The 15991-nt window shown below is 57.8% G+C and carries 14 protein-coding genes; 12 read left to right on the top strand and 2 right to left on the bottom strand.

Annotated elements, in window-relative coordinates:
* Positions 1 to 175: 175 nt before the first annotated feature.
* Positions 176 to 1522 (bottom strand): NAD(P)/FAD-dependent oxidoreductase, encoded by a 1347-nt coding sequence (locus L0664_RS15935; protein ID WP_235226888.1) that lies wholly within the window; start codon positions 1520 to 1522, stop codon positions 176 to 178.
* Between the two features lie 142 nt (positions 1523 to 1664).
* Here L0664_RS15935 and L0664_RS15930 point away from each other — a divergent pair, with 142 nt between their 5' ends.
* A complete protein-coding gene (locus L0664_RS15930) occupies positions 1665 to 2225 on the top strand; it encodes a Pvc16 family protein (protein ID WP_235226887.1) in 561 nt (186 codons plus the stop codon).
* Positions 2222 to 2941: a hypothetical protein gene (locus L0664_RS15925; RefSeq protein ID WP_235226886.1), complete on the top strand. Its 720-nt coding sequence runs from the start codon at positions 2222 to 2224 to the stop codon at positions 2939 to 2941. The genes L0664_RS15930 and L0664_RS15925 overlap by 4 nt, the downstream gene beginning before the upstream one ends.
* 26 nt (positions 2942 to 2967) lie before the next feature.
* Here L0664_RS15925 and L0664_RS15920 read toward each other — a convergent pair whose 3' ends face one another.
* Positions 2968 to 3876 (bottom strand): LysR substrate-binding domain-containing protein, encoded by a 909-nt coding sequence (locus L0664_RS15920; protein WP_235226885.1) that lies wholly within the window; start codon positions 3874 to 3876, stop codon positions 2968 to 2970.
* Positions 3877 to 4018: 142 nt separating this feature from the next.
* Here L0664_RS15920 and ugpB point away from each other — a divergent pair, with 142 nt between their 5' ends.
* From ugpB to L0664_RS15870, 10 genes are all read left to right on the top strand, one after another.
* On the top strand, positions 4019 to 5332 hold the full coding sequence (gene ugpB, locus L0664_RS15915) for a sn-glycerol-3-phosphate ABC transporter substrate-binding protein UgpB (RefSeq protein ID WP_235226884.1): 1314 nt from the start codon (positions 4019 to 4021) through the stop codon (positions 5330 to 5332).
* A gap of 57 nt (positions 5333 to 5389) precedes the next feature.
* Positions 5390 to 6271 carry a sn-glycerol-3-phosphate ABC transporter permease UgpA gene (gene ugpA, locus L0664_RS15910; RefSeq protein ID WP_235226883.1) on the top strand — a complete coding sequence of 294 codons (882 nt, stop codon included), beginning with the start codon at positions 5390 to 5392 and terminating at the stop codon, positions 6269 to 6271.
* 26 nt (positions 6272 to 6297) lie between these two features.
* A complete protein-coding gene (gene ugpE, locus L0664_RS15905) occupies positions 6298 to 7134 on the top strand; it encodes a sn-glycerol-3-phosphate ABC transporter permease UgpE (protein WP_235226882.1) in 837 nt (278 codons plus the stop codon).
* 9 nt (positions 7135 to 7143) lie between these two features.
* Positions 7144 to 8196, top strand: a complete 1053-nt coding sequence (locus tag L0664_RS15900; protein WP_235226881.1) for a sn-glycerol-3-phosphate import ATP-binding protein UgpC — start codon at positions 7144 to 7146, stop codon at positions 8194 to 8196.
* 371 nt (positions 8197 to 8567) lie between these two features.
* Complete coding sequence (locus L0664_RS15895) at positions 8568 to 9479, top strand: hypothetical protein (protein ID WP_235226880.1); 912 nt, start codon at positions 8568 to 8570, stop codon at positions 9477 to 9479.
* 63 nt (positions 9480 to 9542) lie between these two features.
* Positions 9543 to 10706: a hypothetical protein gene (locus tag L0664_RS15890; protein WP_235226879.1), complete on the top strand. Its 1164-nt coding sequence runs from the start codon at positions 9543 to 9545 to the stop codon at positions 10704 to 10706.
* A gap of 26 nt (positions 10707 to 10732) precedes the next feature.
* Entirely contained in the window at positions 10733 to 11173 is a 441-nt protein-coding gene (locus L0664_RS15885) for a hypothetical protein (protein ID WP_235226878.1), read from the top strand.
* Positions 11174 to 11185: 12 nt separating this feature from the next.
* Positions 11186 to 11488: a hypothetical protein gene (locus L0664_RS15880; RefSeq protein WP_235226877.1), complete on the top strand. Its 303-nt coding sequence runs from the start codon at positions 11186 to 11188 to the stop codon at positions 11486 to 11488.
* Positions 11489 to 11578: 90 nt separating this feature from the next.
* Positions 11579 to 14728: a hypothetical protein gene (locus tag L0664_RS15875; protein WP_235226876.1), complete on the top strand. Its 3150-nt coding sequence runs from the start codon at positions 11579 to 11581 to the stop codon at positions 14726 to 14728.
* The gene (locus L0664_RS15870) at positions 14725 to 15990 is read left to right on the top strand and encodes a hypothetical protein (RefSeq protein WP_235226875.1); all 1266 of its coding nucleotides are present in this window, start codon (positions 14725 to 14727) and stop codon (positions 15988 to 15990) included. Before L0664_RS15875 ends, L0664_RS15870 begins: the two co-directional genes overlap by 4 nt.
* The last annotated feature ends 1 nt before the right edge of the window (position 15991 follow it).

Below are 15991 nucleotides of genomic sequence, written 5' to 3'. Positions count from 1 at the left end.
TCACATCAAATCTATAAAAAATCGATATTTTAGGGAGTTCCCATATTAGCCGTTTAGAAACAAAGCATTGCCTTTCGGGCCGACAACAGGCCACCGAAGGGGTGCAGGGTGCCAAGCGCACCACCGCTGTCAGAAATCATGAATACCGGAAAATAGCCCTAAGTCGCGCCAAACGTCAGAGCGTCGGCCCCGCCACAAGGCGTGATCCGTCCGTGAACCGCCCCAACCTAAACCGGGACAAATCATGGCCGGGATCATCACCTGCAACCATATCTGCAACCACACGCCCAAAACCCGGCCCGATGCCAAAGCCGTGCCCGCACATCCCTGTCGCGATGATCAAACCAGGAATGGTGTCGGCGTGATCCACGACAGGCACAACATCGGGCAGCGTGTCGATCATTCCAGCCCACGCCGCCGCAACGCCGACCTGCCCAAGGGCCGGAAATGTCTGTCGAAGATCATCAATCAGCTGGGCCACCTTTTTCGCGTTGGGCGCAGGATCAAGAATACGCATGGCTTCAAACGGGCCGGGGCGATCCATGCGCCAGCGGCGCGGCGTGCCCCACGCATCAGGGTATCCGCGCGGTGCAAACGGGCGCAGCGCCGTTGCGGTCGGGTTTGCCAAAAGCTGCGGCAAATACCGGCGGAACGCACGAAAGGCATCCGGCCCGATATACATCTCGTGGAACCCTTCAGGTGCAAGGGTATACCCACCGTCTTCGCGACGACGAAACGCGAAACGATCATCCACCGCGCCGCCCGCATAAACGTCCGGTACAGGGTGCGTCGCAGCAACCGTCGCGCGCACAGACAACTGCGGAATGGCAATTCCGTGGCGGCGCAAGAACAGGGATGACCATGCGCCGCCAGCCAGAACCACCTTTTCACACGCAATTGTGCCGTGTTCCGTCACCACACCGCGCAACGCACCTGCGGCGCGGTCCAACCCACGGGCCGCGCAATTTTCGATAATCTGCACGCCTTGTTCTACTGCGGCACGCGCCAATCTGGGCACCGCGACCCAAGGTTCAGCGCGCATGTCAGACGCGGTCCACAGCGCGCCTGTCCAACTGCGCGCCGCCGTCGGCATCATCTGCGCGACCTCGCGACTGCTGAGAAGTCGGGTATCAAGCCCGTGATGTTTTGCATGGGGCAACCACGCCTCATACTTGGCCAGTTCCGCGTCATTGTGGGCCAGAAACAGGGTTCCGGTTTGCTTCAATCCGATTTCAGCGCGCAGCGGCGCATCCAGCCCCCGCCAGATACTGTTCGCCTCGATCATAATCGGAAGCTCGGCCGGGTCGCGCCCCTGCTGGCGAATCCAGCCCCAATTCCGGCTGGACTGCTCCCCCGCGATCCGCCCCTTTTCGATCACAACAACACGCAGACCTTTGCGTGCGGCAAACCATGCCGTCATGATGCCAATCACCCCGCCGCCGATAACGACGACATCTGCCACCTTCGGCAGCGGGGCCGTATGTTCGGGTGGATTTTCGATGCGGATCGGAAAAGCTGTCATGCCGATACGTTCCCGCAACTGCGACCAAGGTGCAAGGCCGCGTTAGGCGGGACGGATGGTTTGCGTTTACCAAAAGGACGGCTAGGCTGAACCAGAACGACAAAAGGGGACAGCGCATGCAACGATCCAAAGGACCACGACCATGATTAACCTCGCAATGATCCATCTGCGCGACGATCTGAACACGCATCTGTCCAATCAATTGGGCGTAAGCGAGGATTTGGTGGTGCTCGGCCCTTTGACGGATGCACAGGGGCAACCCACCGCGCAAACACGCAATCGCTTGGCCATGTTTGTCACAAACATCCAAACAGGAAGCGGCACCGCTGTCCCGTCAGGGGTTCGCATGACAGACCGCACGGCAACGTCACCGCAAAGTTGGGCCATAACCGCCAACTTCATGATCGCATCGGGCTATGACACCTACGAAGAAGGACTGAAACTGCTGTCCAGCGCGGTCAAGTTTTTCGCCTTCGAAAAGAATTACACGCCCCAAAGCGCGCCCAGCGTGCCGATACCGATCCAAAACCTGCGGATCGAACCAGTCGACATCGACACCGCAGACATCGGGCCTGTGTGGGCCGTATTCGGGGGGCGGTACGTGCCGTCCGCCATGTATAAACTGACCGCGCTCGGCCCTTACGACAGCATCCAAACAACCGACCCGACCATAACGGGAATTGATCGAGAAAGCAGCTCATGAACAGATTAAGAGAAGTCCTGCGATTGCGACTGCGCCATGATTTCTATCAAGGCGATCCTGCTCCGATCACAGTGGTGCCGAGCGATCCAGAAACTTTCACCACACAATCCCTTTTTCTGAAACCGGATGGCGCGGACTGGAGTATCGCGTCCGATGCGACTGATCTGCCCGCATCGATTGATTTTGAGCTGCGTGCCGACAACGGTGATATCTGGTCAGTCACCGCCAGCGCCAATTGGGCCCAGCGCCCGCTTATCTTGGCCCTGCTCGATCAGGATGACGTGGCGCTTAGCGATGATACCGACACATCCGGCCCCCAAGACAGGGCGCATCCTGTTCTCGCGTTAGTGCGCGCTGCGCCGCACACCGATGGCCGCGTGGTTACGGTATCTTTTGCGGCACCTAGCGTGTTCTGGACGTACTGCATTATCGGCAACGGCAGTGAAGACACCTTCGTCAAAGACCCGCGGGGTGAGGTTGATTTCGAAAACATCGGCCCCGAAACATTACCTTCGGGTGAGATTGTCCAGCGATGGCGGTCCGGCGTTGCCTTGCCTGCCCGCGCCCGCCCCACCCATCAATTCGCCCTGATGAAACATGGGCCCATTGGTGACGAAACGCTCATTCCCGTTTTGCCCGCCGCTGGCCTCGACATTACCACGATCAAGGACGGCGAACCTGATCTTCACTGCAAAATCTACGTCAGCTTATTTTAGGAACCCGTCGGATCGATCCAAAAACGTCATGTGTCTGGCCCGACAATAAGATCGCTTAGGCTTCTTTCAAACGTCTCCATGAAATCCAGCGTGATCTTTGACGGTATCTTGTGAATCGGCCGCACGATCGAAATCTGGTGCGGCACGTTCGGTGTAAACGGGCGATAGCGCAGACGGTCCTGATAGGTCCGCGCATCCAGTTCGCTGACCACCGAAACCCCCAACCCACGCATGACCAATTCGCACGCGGCGGTAAACTGGCGCGTTTCAACAAACGAATGTGGCGTGACAGCGGCCTTGCGAAACACATCCGCAAGGTCTTGATAAAAACTGCTGTCGCGGCGCGTGTGAATGAACCGTTGCCCATCAAGGTGTTCAGGCCCGACGCTGTCCAGCGCCTCAAACGGGTGGCCGGTCGGAAAGATGCAGACCGTTCGAATGTCGAGCGTGTTGCTGTCAATCGCCGGGTGGCCGCCAAAACTGTCCGTGATCCCGCAATCGTACTGCTCGCCTATGATCCATTCGAGGATCCGCTCAGGACGGTCGGGTTCCAGCGTCAGGGTCACATCGCGCCGTTCGGTCAAGAAATCCGTGACAACATCCGGCAGATGGCTTGTGGCGAACCCCGGCAGGCACGCAACCCGAAGGTGCCCGGCGGTGCGCGCGTTCAGGTTCTGGCTGGTGTCGGTGATGTTTTTCATCATCTCAAGAACACGCGCGATATCGGGCAGAATATAACGGGCTTCTTGGGTTGGCACCAACCGCCCGTCCTTGCGATCCAACAGCGCAAAACCAAGCTCATCGGACAAATCCGCCAACAGCCGGCTGACCGCGGGTTGTGAAATTTCCAAACTATGGGCGGCCCGTGTCATCGTCCCGTGATCTGCGACTGATTTAAGGGCCTCGAGCTGTCGTAGCCTTGGTCTGTTTGTCATCGCTTTGCCTGCATGATGGGTGTTTCATAATACTATGTTATGGATTTGCGTTGAGGAATAGCCTTGAATTATGCGAACGCTCGGATAACGTGTAGAAATTCCGCGCTGGCGAAAGGGCTGTCGCGATTCCTGGGAGGAACACATGAAAAATCTAACAACTGGCGCATTGATCGCCGCATCAACGATGTTGTCGCCATTCGCGGCAATGGCAGAAACAGAAGTCCAGTTCTGGCACGCCTTCACGGGCCGTTTGGGCGAATTGGTTGCGGCCCAAGTTGAAGAATTCAACGCAAGCCAAGATGAATTCACCGTCGTTGCGTCCCACAAAGGCAACTATTCCGAAACGCTGAACGCAGGCATCGCCGCATTCCGCGCGGGCGAACAGCCACAAATCCTGATGGTCTTCGAAGTCGGCACAGCCACAATGATGTCCGCGGAGGGCGCCGTGCGTTCTGTCACCGAAGTCATGGAAGCATCCGGTGCTGAGTTTGACCCGGACGCCTACATCGGCGCGGTCAACGGCTATTACACAAGCACAGATGGCGAAATGCTGTCACTGCCCTTCAACGCATCCACGCCCGTTCTGTGGGTGAACCGCGACGCGTTTGAGGCCGCTGGCGTTGACCCTGACACAGACCTGTCCACATGGCAGAACGTCGGTGAGGCCCTCACGGCACTGCAAGAAGGCGGCAGCACATGCCCGCTGACAACCGCATGGCAGTCCTGGATTCACCTTGAAAACTTCAGCGCGTATCACGATGTGCCGTTCGCCACACAAGACAACGGCTTTGCAGGCGTCGATACCGAACTCGCGTTCAACGGTCCGGCACAGGTTGCGCATATTTCCGCGATGGGTGAATGGGCCGCAGACGGCAAATTCTTCTATGCTGGTCGGCGCAATGAAGGTGGCGCGAACTTCCGTGCTGGCGAATGTGCGTTGTTCACCGAAAGCTCTGCGGGTTACGCTGGCATCAAGGCCGAGGCTGAATTCCCGTTTGACGTGCGCCCGCTTCCGTACTGGGACGGCGTCGGCAACAGCCCTCAGAACACCATCATCGGTGGTGCATCCTTGTGGGTGATGGAAGGCCACGAGGCCGCAGAATATGAAGGCGCGGCACAGTTCCTTGCCTATCTGTCTTCGTCGGACGTTCAGGCCAAATGGCACCAGGACACGGGCTATCTGCCAATCACGAACGCTGCCGCTGATGCGACACGCGCCGCTGGCTTTTATGAGGAAAACCTCGGCACCGAAGTGGCCGTGATCCAGATGACCACGAACGAGCCGACGGCGAATTCCAAAGGTCTGCGTCTTGGATCGTTCGACCAGATCCGCGGCATCATTGACGAAGAGCTTGAGGCCGTCTGGTCCGGCGACAAAGATGCGCAAACGGCCCTTGATAGCGCTGTTGAACGCGGCAACGGCCTGCTGCGTCGCTTTGAGCAAGCAAACCGTTAATCGATCAGCACGGGCGGCCAATCGTGGTCGCCCGTCGCACCTAAGGGGCGGGGCACAATGGAAAAACGGGTCACATTCAAGGGCTGGCTTTTGCCGCTGTTGCTGATCGCGCCGCAGGTTATTATTTCTGCGATCTTCTTTTTCTATCCGGCAGGACAGGCCATCTGGCAGTCACTGTTCATCCCAGATCCATTCGGGCTGTCGATGCAATATGTCGGCCTTGGCAATTTCGAATACCTACTGTCGGACCCGTATTATCGCACATCCTTTCTGACGACGGCGATCTTTTCGACCCTTGTCACTCTGTGTTCAATGATCCCTGCCCTGTTCTTGGCCGTTGTCGCGGACCGATTGATCAAAGGCGCAGGCGTATATCGCACCATGCTGATCTGGCCTTACGCCGTAGCCCCCGCCATTGCGGGCGTTTTGTGGCTGTTCATGTTCAACACCCGCGTTGGCGTGGTGTCATGGTATCTTGGCCATCTGGGCTATGACTGGAACCACGTGCTGAACGGCGGCGAAGCCATGGGGCTGGTCGTCGTGGCCTCCGCATGGGGGCGTATCAGCTACAACTTCCTGTTCTTCTTTGCGGCCCTTCAGGCGATCCCGAAATCAGTGATCGAAGCCGCCGCGATCGACGGCGCGCGGTTCTGGCGCAGGTTCTGGACAATCGTGCTGCCACTGCTGTCGCCCACGACATTCTTCTTATTGGTCGTGAACATCGTCTATGCGTTCTTTGAAACCTTTGGTGTCATCCACACCATCACCAGCGGCGGACCACAACAATCGACCACCATCCTTGTCTACAAGGTCTTTTCTGACGGGTTCGTGGGCCAGGACCTCGGATCATCTGCGGCGCAATCCGTGATCCTATTGGTCGTTGTCGGGGCGCTTACGGTGTTCCAGTTCAAATTTGTGGAACGGAGGGTACACTATTGACCCATCGCAGCGATCCCCCTCCCGGTATGGTCGAAAAACGTGGCGCTGGTCTGTGGCTCAGCCATGTGATGATGATTTGCGGCGTGCTGATCGTGTTCTTCCCGATCTGGCTGGCCTTTGTGGCCTCTACGGTGACGCAACCCGAAATCGTGCAACCGCCCATGCCGCTTTGGCCCGGCGATCAGTTTTTCAACAACTACCGAGAGGCGCTGCTGTCGGGCGTAAATGTCCCCGTCGCGACGATGCTTCTCAACAGTTTGATCATGGCAATGGGCATCGCGATTGGTAAAATCATCATTTCGCTGCTGTCCGCCTTCGCGATTGTGTACTTCAAATTTCCGGGCAAGATGATCTTCTTCTGGCTGATCTTTCTGACCCTGATGCTGCCCGTCGAAGTGCGCATCGTCCCAACCTACGAAGTCATCGCAGGCTTCGGGATGCTCAACAGCTATGGCGGGTTGATCCTGCCCCTGATCGCGTCAGCCACGGCGACGTTCCTGTTTCGCCAATTCTTTATGACAGTGCCGGATGAGCTGGCCGAGGCAGCGCGCGTGGACGGGGCATCGCCCATGCGGTTCTTCTGGGACATCCTGTTCCCGATGTCGCGCACCAACATCGCCGCCCTTTTCGTCATTTTGTTCATCTACGGCTGGAACCAGTACCTCTGGCCGCTGCTGATCACCACCGACCCTGAAATGAACACCATCGTTATGGGCATCAAACAGATGTTCCCGTCCGGTGACGATGTGGCGAATTGGCCTGTCATTATGGCGACTTCAATTCTTGCGATGATCCCACCCGTGATTGTCGTGATTTCAATGCAAAAACTCTTTGTTCGCGGACTTGTGGACAGTGAAAAGTAAGGGCGCCCAATGGCTACTGTAGACCTCACCGCCGTCAAGAAACGCTTTGGCAAAACCGAAGTCATTCATGGTGTCAGCACCGCCATCAAGGACGGTGAATTCATTGTCATTGTCGGGCCATCAGGCTGTGGCAAATCCACATTGTTGCGGATGGTCGCAGGCCTTGAATCCGTATCCGAGGGAGAGATCCAGATCGGCGGCAACCGCGTGAATGAGCTGGAACCGATGGACCGCGACATCGCGATGGTGTTCCAGAACTACGCGCTTTATCCACATATGTCCGTGCGTGACAATATGGGTTACGGCCTGAAAATCGCAAAGATGTCCAAGGCCGAAATCGACACGAAAGTCGACGCCGCGGCCAAGCTGTTGCAGCTGACCGATTACCTTGATCGCCGTCCGCGTGATCTGTCGGGCGGTCAACGCCAGCGGGTTGCCATGGGCCGCGCGATCGTGCGCGAACCTGCGGTGTTCCTGTTTGATGAACCCCTGTCAAACCTCGACGCGAAACTGCGTGTGCAAATGCGCCTCGAAATCCGTGATCTGCAAAACCGCCTCGGGATTACGTCGCTGTATGTGACCCACGATCAGGTTGAGGCGATGACCATGGCGGACCGGATGATCGTCATGAACGCAGGCCGCGCCGAACAGATCGGCACGCCACTGGAAGTCTACGAAAAGCCGCAGACATTGTTTGCCGCGCAGTTTATCGGCAGCCCGTCGATGAATGTTCTTGATGGAATGGTCGATGGTGGCACGCTGAAAATTGGCGATGCAATCGTGCCGTCCAATTTAAACGAAAACGGCCCTGTCACGGTTGGCATTCGCCCCGAACACATCATCCCGGATGAAAACGGGCCCCTGTCTATCACCGTCCAGATGGGCGAACCGCTGGGCGCAAACACGCTGCTGCATGGCCGTATTTCAGGGACGCAAGACGCCTTTACCCTCAGCATTGCGGGGGTTCACCACGCAACGACTGGCGATGTGATCCGTTTTGGTGTTGATCCCGGGAACCTGCATTTCTTTGATCCGCAAACCGGCGACAGATTGCCCGACTAGGAACACTGGCGATTTACATATCGTAAGGCGCCCGTTTGGCGCCTATCGATATGCGGGCAGATCAAATCGCCCTTTTTTTCAAACTTTCACCACACGACCACCCTGCTGTAACGCGGCGGATCATCAGGTGCGCGCAAGTCGTGGAAATGGCTGGCGAATGCTTGGGCCAGCGCGATCCGAACGATCATGCGCAACGGTCCCATATGGCGATTCTGATACCCGCATAACGGGAAAATAAGAAGTGAGGGATTCCATACTATCCCCAAAAACAGCCCGTGCTAACGTCATAGTTGCATTTAGGCAAAACGACCAATTTTTCGATTTTATTTTTTCCGTTCTATTTCCCGCATTTTCGCGGATTGGATTGGGTCATGAATTATGTAGACAAGACATTCCTCGCTTTGACGAGCCCTGTAACTGCTTCTGGCGTATTCTCTCAAGAGGCGCTCAAGGCAATTGCCGCGTCGAGCTACGGCATTGCAATGACGGATTTGATCGGTGCGGCAACGCCACGATTTGACAAACTGGACCTTGCTCCTTTTTCAGGATCATTAAGCACCGACATTTCCCGCGACGGGTATTCCGTCCAATACGGCGGGTCGTCAGGATCAGGCGCGATGGCGCTGGACAGCAGCGTGCAGCTCGTCTGGAACGGTGTCATCACAACATCAGCGGCTTTCCCGCAGGCGACCATCGGTGTCGAAAAATCGGTACCCCTGACATTGGCTGCCCTTGACGCTGACATTCCAAATCCTGCACCAACCGTCCCCGCAGAACTCGAAGCTGCGCGGCGGGTTGCACTGCTGGCCCGCCTTGCCGCAAATGCCAACGACGCAAACGGTATCACCGACCAATTGATAAAAGACTGGTTGGCTGACAACGGCGTCACAGACGTGGCGACCCTGCTTGAAACACAATCGGTCATGGCCGCGCTGAGCCAATGGGTGCTGTCCTTCACGCCGGTCCCCGGAACGACGTCCGCGTCCCAAACAGAATTCCCGGTGTCCGCCGCGATCATGGTGCGGGATGTGTCCACACCAGGGTTCAGATTGGTCGATCTTGTTCAAGCATCCCAGAACGTCACCGCGCGGCTGCGCCTTGACGGCATCACCCCAAAAGCAGGCGGCGATCATCTGCCTCGTGGGCGGCCCGTCGTGGTCTGGGTGGTCGAAAAAACATGGTTTGACGACGCCGACTGGCCCGGCGCTGACGCCAACGCACGTATTCAAAATGCCAGCGCTTGGCTTGCCACATCAGGCATAGCCCTCGCCCCGACAACGTAACGACCCCGTCAATTTCGGCGGATTTTTATAAAACTGAATTGCAACGATAAAGGAGGTTACAACATGGCAATCGCATTCCCATTTGTCGAAGTTTCCATTGATACAAAGGGGCTTCAACCCGAGGTCCAACGCGCACCCGGCGTCTTGGCGATCGTGGGTGGCACGAACAACAAAGGATCCGCATCAAACAACGATCCCATTGTTGTCAATAGCTTAGATGACGCAGCCCCGCTGTTCAATGAAATGTCCGGCCCCAATATTGTAGCCAAATCCGCACTTTACAGCGCACTGGAAATTGCATTTCTGCAAAACCCCAGACCTTCCAAAATCTATGCGGTCAAAGCGTCTGCAATCGCCGCAGGATTGACCGCACTTGAGGCCGTTGATGATGTAACATTCGTCGCGGTGGCCGACAAACCCGTCAAATCCGGTTCAGGCGGCAAGACAGCCGTGGCCGCCCTGAAGGCCCACGTTGAAAACCAATCTGCTGCCGGCAACAAACGCATCGGCGTCGCAGCGATTGATCCCGAAATTGCTGTGTCGGCATCCTACGGCGCAGACACTGTCGCACTGGCCACGTCCCTGAAGGCGACAACGCCGCGCATGGTCATGGTGGCTGCACGCGGTGCTGTAAATGGCGACGGCGACAGTGCGGATGTGGCAGCGGCGGCGGCATCTGCCATTGCAGGACAAGCCCCCGCATCCTCAATGGTGCTCAAGAAAATATTTGGCCTGACCATGCCACTATCCACGCAATTCAAACCCGGCGAAATCACTGCGCTGTCCGATGACGGCATCATCCCGATCATCGATCCGGCACTGGTTGCGGGGGAAAGCCTGCACTTTGCCGAAGGCACGCTTTACACAACGGACGCATCCCAGAAATACATCGATCTTGTCCGGCTTTTGGATGATGTTGAGTTCCGCCTGCGCGCCGGATTGATCGGCTTGATTGGCGACGCACGCATCACACGCACGGGCCTTGCCGCAGTCATCCGCAAAGCAGAAGGCATTTTGGGCGTGGTCAAATCGACCGGCGCAATCACGGGGTATTCATTCAATATCCCGGCGTACAACGCGCTCCTCAAACCAGAAGCGGCGCGTAGTGCGACGGAAACGCAGGTCATTTTCACGGCCCGTTCAGAACGGCTGGTGGATATGACGGTGACCATTGTCATTGGCCCTGCAATTCACCGTTTGAAAATTGCGTTGCAGCCAAAATTCTAATTTGAACATTCGAAAGGACAATTGATATGCCCACATGGAATTCACATCTTTCTATTAAATACGACACTGGCGATGGTGAAAAAACAATTACACCGATTGAAAGTTTCCAGCCGACATTCGCGATGAATGCCGAACCGATGCATTCCGTCGAAGCCATCAACATCGGCGTCGTCTATTTGCCCGAACAATTGAATTTTTCAATTACGGTCAAGGCCGTCGGCACTGCCACCGCAGAACTGACGATGTTGGCGGCCAAAGGCACGCCTTTCAATATCGTCATGGAAGAAGTCGACGAAGGTGATGTCGAATGGTCCCTGACAGAAGTTCTTCTGTCGGACTGTATCATCACCAACGCCAACCCGTCGTCAGCCGCAATCTCCGGCGCGCCGACGGCGACGTTCTCGGGCTTTGCGCTTGGCGGCAAAGTGTCGTCTGCGGCCGACAGCGCCGTCGCCGGCGCGCTGTAGGTCGGGGCGGATATGTCTGGTTCCGGAACACCCGGCGGGCGAACGCTGGCCTCGATTGTCGGGGGCGGCGGGCGCAATGGCCCCAAGCGGATCACGCGCACGGGGCTGGCGTTGGTGCACGAAAATGAAATCGTGTACCCCGCCGCCGGATCTGCCGCACAAGCCGTTGCCGCCATCGGTGACGCCAAGGGGGCGGTGCAGGTGTACTTCCCCGTCCAGATTGAAATTCGCGATGTGTCCGCGCGGGAAACCTCCGCCCCGGCGGACACAACCGAAGACATCTTGTTACAGGCTGCGGCTGCCATCGATCCCTGAACGGGGGCAGCCCAACCGCCAAACGGCCACAACAGCATCCCGCTGAACCGTCACGCACGTCTGAAATCCTAACTCCAACCCGAGGTCTAAATGCCCGTTAACGTCCAAATTCCCCTCAAAATCGCGATCGACCCAGCGTTGTCAGGGTCGGCGTTGAGCGGGCAATTGCGCGGGGCTGTGGCCAGCGGGGTTGGGCGTGCATTGGCCGAACTTGATCGCGAAGTCATCGCCCCGCGCGGCGGGTATGCATGGCCCAGCTACGCCGCACCCGATATCACATGGTCCCTTGGTGCGGGCGCCGACGCGATGCCAGCAGATGATTGGCGCGCGGATGTCGAAAACGACATTATGCTGGCGCTTCAGGCGGCGGTAACAGCGGCGCCAGCGACCCACACCAAAGCACTAGATGACGCCCCCGAAGCCGTGCCAAACGCCCCGTCTGAACCATTTGATGCCAGGCGGCTGGACGGTGACGGCAAGTACCGCGTGCATTCCTATGACACCGATCTTCCATCGCCCAGCGCCCCGATTTCGTTGGAATATTTCAACGAGAACACGCAATGGCACACGACGCACAGGACCGCGATTTGGTACTTCAGCGGCACACGCAGCCAGTTCATCCAATTGATGCAGGCCCATCTGGCCCATCACGTCACGCCCCGCCCCCGCGCCGGGCAAGTGTTTGGTCTACTCTACCGCGCAGATGGCAAGTACCAGATCGCTATCATTTCGATAAACCGCGTCACCGACGATGCGGTCTATTTTGACATCACACGCCAATTTTCGCCCGGCGACCGGATGAATATCGTAAATTCCGATGACGGGTCACGCAGAGGCGGCACCCTTGGGAAACGTCCGTGGATGGATCTGGAAAAGCTGTGGCGGTTCACGTCGCGCGACGACCTTGCAGACCGTCAATACGTCCGCTTTTGCGGCATCAGGAACGTCACCCAAAACCCGGTTTCCGGGGAAACCCAAGACGTTGCCGAACACCGCGCTCTTCTTCGCAGGCTTGCCGAAGAAGACGCCAACCAAGCCTACAACGGAACAGGCAGATCAGGGCCCCAACAGGCAGCCGAACTCGACGGGTCATTTTGTATTATCCCCAATGATGCATTTTCAGGCCAATCCCTCCGCCTTTTGCCGATCTGGCGCGTGATCGAAAAAAGCGACGCAGAAGACGGTGATGGCGGTGAACCACCCGCCCATCCAAGTGAGGCAGGCGGCGAAAACGCAGGCGCAGGCCGATCCGGTGGCGACGGTGATGAAACGGGCGGCGGTGGCGGGTCTGATATGGCTGAACCGGGCACGCAACACGGCGCGGGCCAGTCCTCCCGTTTTCCGATGACGATTGGCGGCGAAACCATCACGCTTGATCTGGCCCCCTTCGAAGGTGAGCCAAGCTTTGATGATCTGGGCGCCTTGGGGGATCGCCTGCGCATTTTGATGGGTCAGATCGCGTTTCGCCTTGAAATGCCGACGGGCGAATACCCCGCGTCTTTCATCATCGCGGCAGGTCAGGTTCTGGGCGGACGCGCAAGCGCGGTTGGCCAATACGCGGCCCGCACGCCCGCTGCCACCAATGTGCGAAACACGGCACCAGGGGCCGGAAACCTCGGCGATGTTGACATGGGCGCAACCGACAGCCCGTCCATCCGCGTTCTGCGGTTTCTGGCCGCAACGACACCTTTGATGACCCAGTTCGAACGCATCTTGCATGACATTATCGGGCTGCCCGACGTCACAGCCCTGATCGAAGGGCGCCACGCGGGGCAATATCCGGCGTGGGGTCTGGCGTTCTACAAAACCTATACCCCGATCATCACCGCCAGCGGATCACAGATGTTCCTGCGGGCCTGCCAGATCAAAATGCTGGAAGCCCTGCGCGCATCCCAAGTCGCCATCGAAACCCGTTTGAACCGCTTTGACGACTACTACGCCACGGTGCGCACGATGCTTCTTAGCTTTGTGTCGACCCAGACGGAATTACAGGCGCTGCGCGATCGCCTCGCCGAAGAAGACCCAAGCGTCTCGAGCTTTTCAGCAGGTGTATCCGCCGTCTACAGCACATGGAGCAGCGCACGCGAAGCCCTGTCCCTCAGCATGTCCGACCACTACCTGAACCGGAATTTCCTGACCGAAACACAGGTCGACGGGCAAATTGTGCGCGAAGGCAACACCGTAAAAATCCGCGACGACTCGGGGCGCGATTGGACTCTGGCAGAACTTGACGAAGCAATTGCATTTCGCACCCGCACTGCGACCTCTGCGGACCCGTTGGTTAATCATTTCCGCGACATTCCCGAGGTGGTCGAAACATTCCGCCAGCGCCCCGAAAGCGCATATCACTACCTGCGCTCCCTGCTGACAGAAATGCAGTCCGACAACGCGGACATGCAACGCACTACCCAAAGCAGCGTCAATTTCGCCTTTCGCGCCGGCAAAATCCGCGAAGACCTGCCAAACCGGACCGTGCCGGGCACCGCCGTCGCGCTGCAAGGCATCCACCTGCTGGCACACGAAGCCATCGGCGATGCGTTTCTTGGTGACAAAATCTACGGCATGGGCATCGACCAGTTGATGGATTTCGAACTGGGTCTTCAGGGGCTCATCCTGTTTGGCGAAACAGTGTCTGTGCTGGCGCTGGCTGTCATTTGCCCCCCTGCTGCGGCAGTTCTTGGTGCGGTTTACGCGGGCGCACATTACTACCACGCCTCACAGATGAGCACGCTTTACAACGCGCTGCTGGACCCGGACGGGATCCTCAACAAAGCCGAAGTCGAATTTGATCTGTTTCTTGCAGAATTCGAAATCGTGCTGTCCGTCATCCCAGAGGCAGGCCCCCTACTGCGCGGGGGATCGTTTGCGGGTAAAACAGTTTTGCGCAGCGGTGTGCGTCAAGGCGGGCGGATCATTGCACGGCGCGCACGGCGCGAATTGCTGGTTTCTGTGGGGCGTCAATTGAAACGTGGCCTCGCGCAATCCGTGGTGACAGCCGTGCTGACGGACCGCGCAATGGCCCTCGCCCTGCCCCACCTGATTGGTCCGGTTTTCGCGGAAGTAAACGCCGCAATTTCGCGATCTTCCGGCATGCCGCCACCACCCCCCGTCCCCACAGGCCCAGCGCCCGAAGATATTTCCGGCCCCGAAGAACCCGCATTGATCCGCCGCCTCGAAGAATACGACGACACCTTGCACTTCGATGACAGCACCCATTCCGGGTTGGAGGACGGCGAATGATCATCAATTTCGTCAGACAGGGCTTTCGCGGGTCACTTGATATTTCAGCGACCGTGCGCGGCAATCAAGAATTTCGCGCAGTCGTGCGCCGGATGACGGATGAGCTTGGTATCCCCCACCGCCGTGCACGTCGGATCGCGGAAGACATGGTGGGTTGGGCGGCCTTGCGACACGGCGACAACTTGATCGCAGGGCGCTCAGCGATGATTGACGATATTATCGCAATTCGGTCCCGACTTGATGAACTTTATGCAACGGTTTTGAATTACGACACCACCATTAGGGGCACAGAGCGCCGCGTCGCTGCCCCGCGCGATCTTGATGTGCAGTTGGGTGAACTTGCACAGGCTTATCGCCAGCTTGATGAGCAAATGACACAGCTGCAATTGCCGCTGTATGCATCGCCTTACACATTAGGTGACGTCGGGCTACCCCGCCACCTTCTGGATGAAATTGACAACGCACCAAGATCATCCACATCGTCCCAAACCCCACGCACCCACGCCGAAGACGTACGTGCACAAACGCAATACGACGGAGGCTTTCGTCGCCGCCTGACCGGCATTCGTTACCATTTTGTTCGTCAAGCTGACGGCAGTTATGTACGCTCGTTCACGGACGGATCAACCGCCACCTTGCGCCTGATCGACGGGCGCTACCGTATCACCACGCGCAACCGTGCGGGCACGTTGCTCAGCGAGTTTAGCGAATTCGACATTCTGCACACACCGTTTGGCCGCAAGCCACGCACAAGCGCCGTAATGCAGGCCCACCACGGGATGCAAGATAGCCTGATGGCATCCCTGTTCAGCAGCTATGGGTACAATCGCAATTCTGTTCCAACGATGTGGTTGCGCAATTCACGATCCGGATCGCCGCATGGCATGATCACAAATGCCCAGCACACGCGTGGTGCCCGTCGCCGTGCGGCAGCAGCTGGCACGCCACCACCCGCCGCCGGTGCCACACCGCCCGTTGCCGCCGCCACGCCTCCTGCATCCGGTGTAACGCCACCCGCAGCCGCAGCAGTTACACCACCTGTTGCAGGCACAGGCACCCCTGCACCCAGCACCGGCATGACCTATTCCGACATCCGCACAAGAGCGATCGAGGACTTCCGGCTGGGACAAGTGCCACATCATAAGGCCGTCGAATACCTCGCTGCATTCGACACCTATTTCGAGGCAACCGTGTTGCCCCAATTAAGAGCTCAGGGAGCCCTGCATTTACTGGGCACCTGGACCCCAAGAGGAGGGCTGTAGC

The organism is Octadecabacter dasysiphoniae, from assembly GCF_021532615.1.
GTDB lineage: Bacteria > Pseudomonadota > Alphaproteobacteria > Rhodobacterales > Rhodobacteraceae > Octadecabacter > Octadecabacter dasysiphoniae.
Note: the sequence above shows the minus strand (reverse complement) of the source record. Positions and strands in the feature narration are given on the sequence as shown.

Excerpts from the sequence above, each read along its gene's own strand:
- L0664_RS15870 (WP_235226875.1), top strand. The coding sequence starts at position 14,725 with ATGATCATCAATTTCGTCAGACAGGGCTTTCGCGGGTCACTTGATATT.
- ugpB (WP_235226884.1), top strand. The coding sequence starts at position 4,019 with ATGAAAAATCTAACAACTGGCGCATTGATCGCCGCATCAACGATGTTG.
- L0664_RS15895 (WP_235226880.1), top strand. The coding sequence starts at position 8,568 with ATGAATTATGTAGACAAGACATTCCTCGCTTTGACGAGCCCTGTAACT.
- L0664_RS15900 (WP_235226881.1), top strand. The coding sequence starts at position 7,144 with ATGGCTACTGTAGACCTCACCGCCGTCAAGAAACGCTTTGGCAAAACC.
- ugpE (WP_235226882.1), top strand. The coding sequence starts at position 6,298 with ATGGTCGAAAAACGTGGCGCTGGTCTGTGGCTCAGCCATGTGATGATG.
- ugpA (WP_235226883.1), top strand. The coding sequence starts at position 5,390 with ATGGAAAAACGGGTCACATTCAAGGGCTGGCTTTTGCCGCTGTTGCTG.
- L0664_RS15885 (WP_235226878.1), top strand. The coding sequence starts at position 10,733 with ATGCCCACATGGAATTCACATCTTTCTATTAAATACGACACTGGCGAT.
- L0664_RS15880 (WP_235226877.1), top strand. The coding sequence starts at position 11,186 with ATGTCTGGTTCCGGAACACCCGGCGGGCGAACGCTGGCCTCGATTGTC.
- L0664_RS15935 (WP_235226888.1), bottom strand. The coding sequence starts at position 1,522 with ATGACAGCTTTTCCGATCCGCATCGAAAATCCACCCGAACATACGGCC.
- L0664_RS15920 (WP_235226885.1), bottom strand. The coding sequence starts at position 3,876 with ATGACAAACAGACCAAGGCTACGACAGCTCGAGGCCCTTAAATCAGTC.
- L0664_RS15875 (WP_235226876.1), top strand. The coding sequence starts at position 11,579 with ATGCCCGTTAACGTCCAAATTCCCCTCAAAATCGCGATCGACCCAGCG.
- L0664_RS15930 (WP_235226887.1), top strand. The coding sequence starts at position 1,665 with ATGATTAACCTCGCAATGATCCATCTGCGCGACGATCTGAACACGCAT.
- L0664_RS15890 (WP_235226879.1), top strand. The coding sequence starts at position 9,543 with ATGGCAATCGCATTCCCATTTGTCGAAGTTTCCATTGATACAAAGGGG.
- L0664_RS15925 (WP_235226886.1), top strand. The coding sequence starts at position 2,222 with ATGAACAGATTAAGAGAAGTCCTGCGATTGCGACTGCGCCATGATTTC.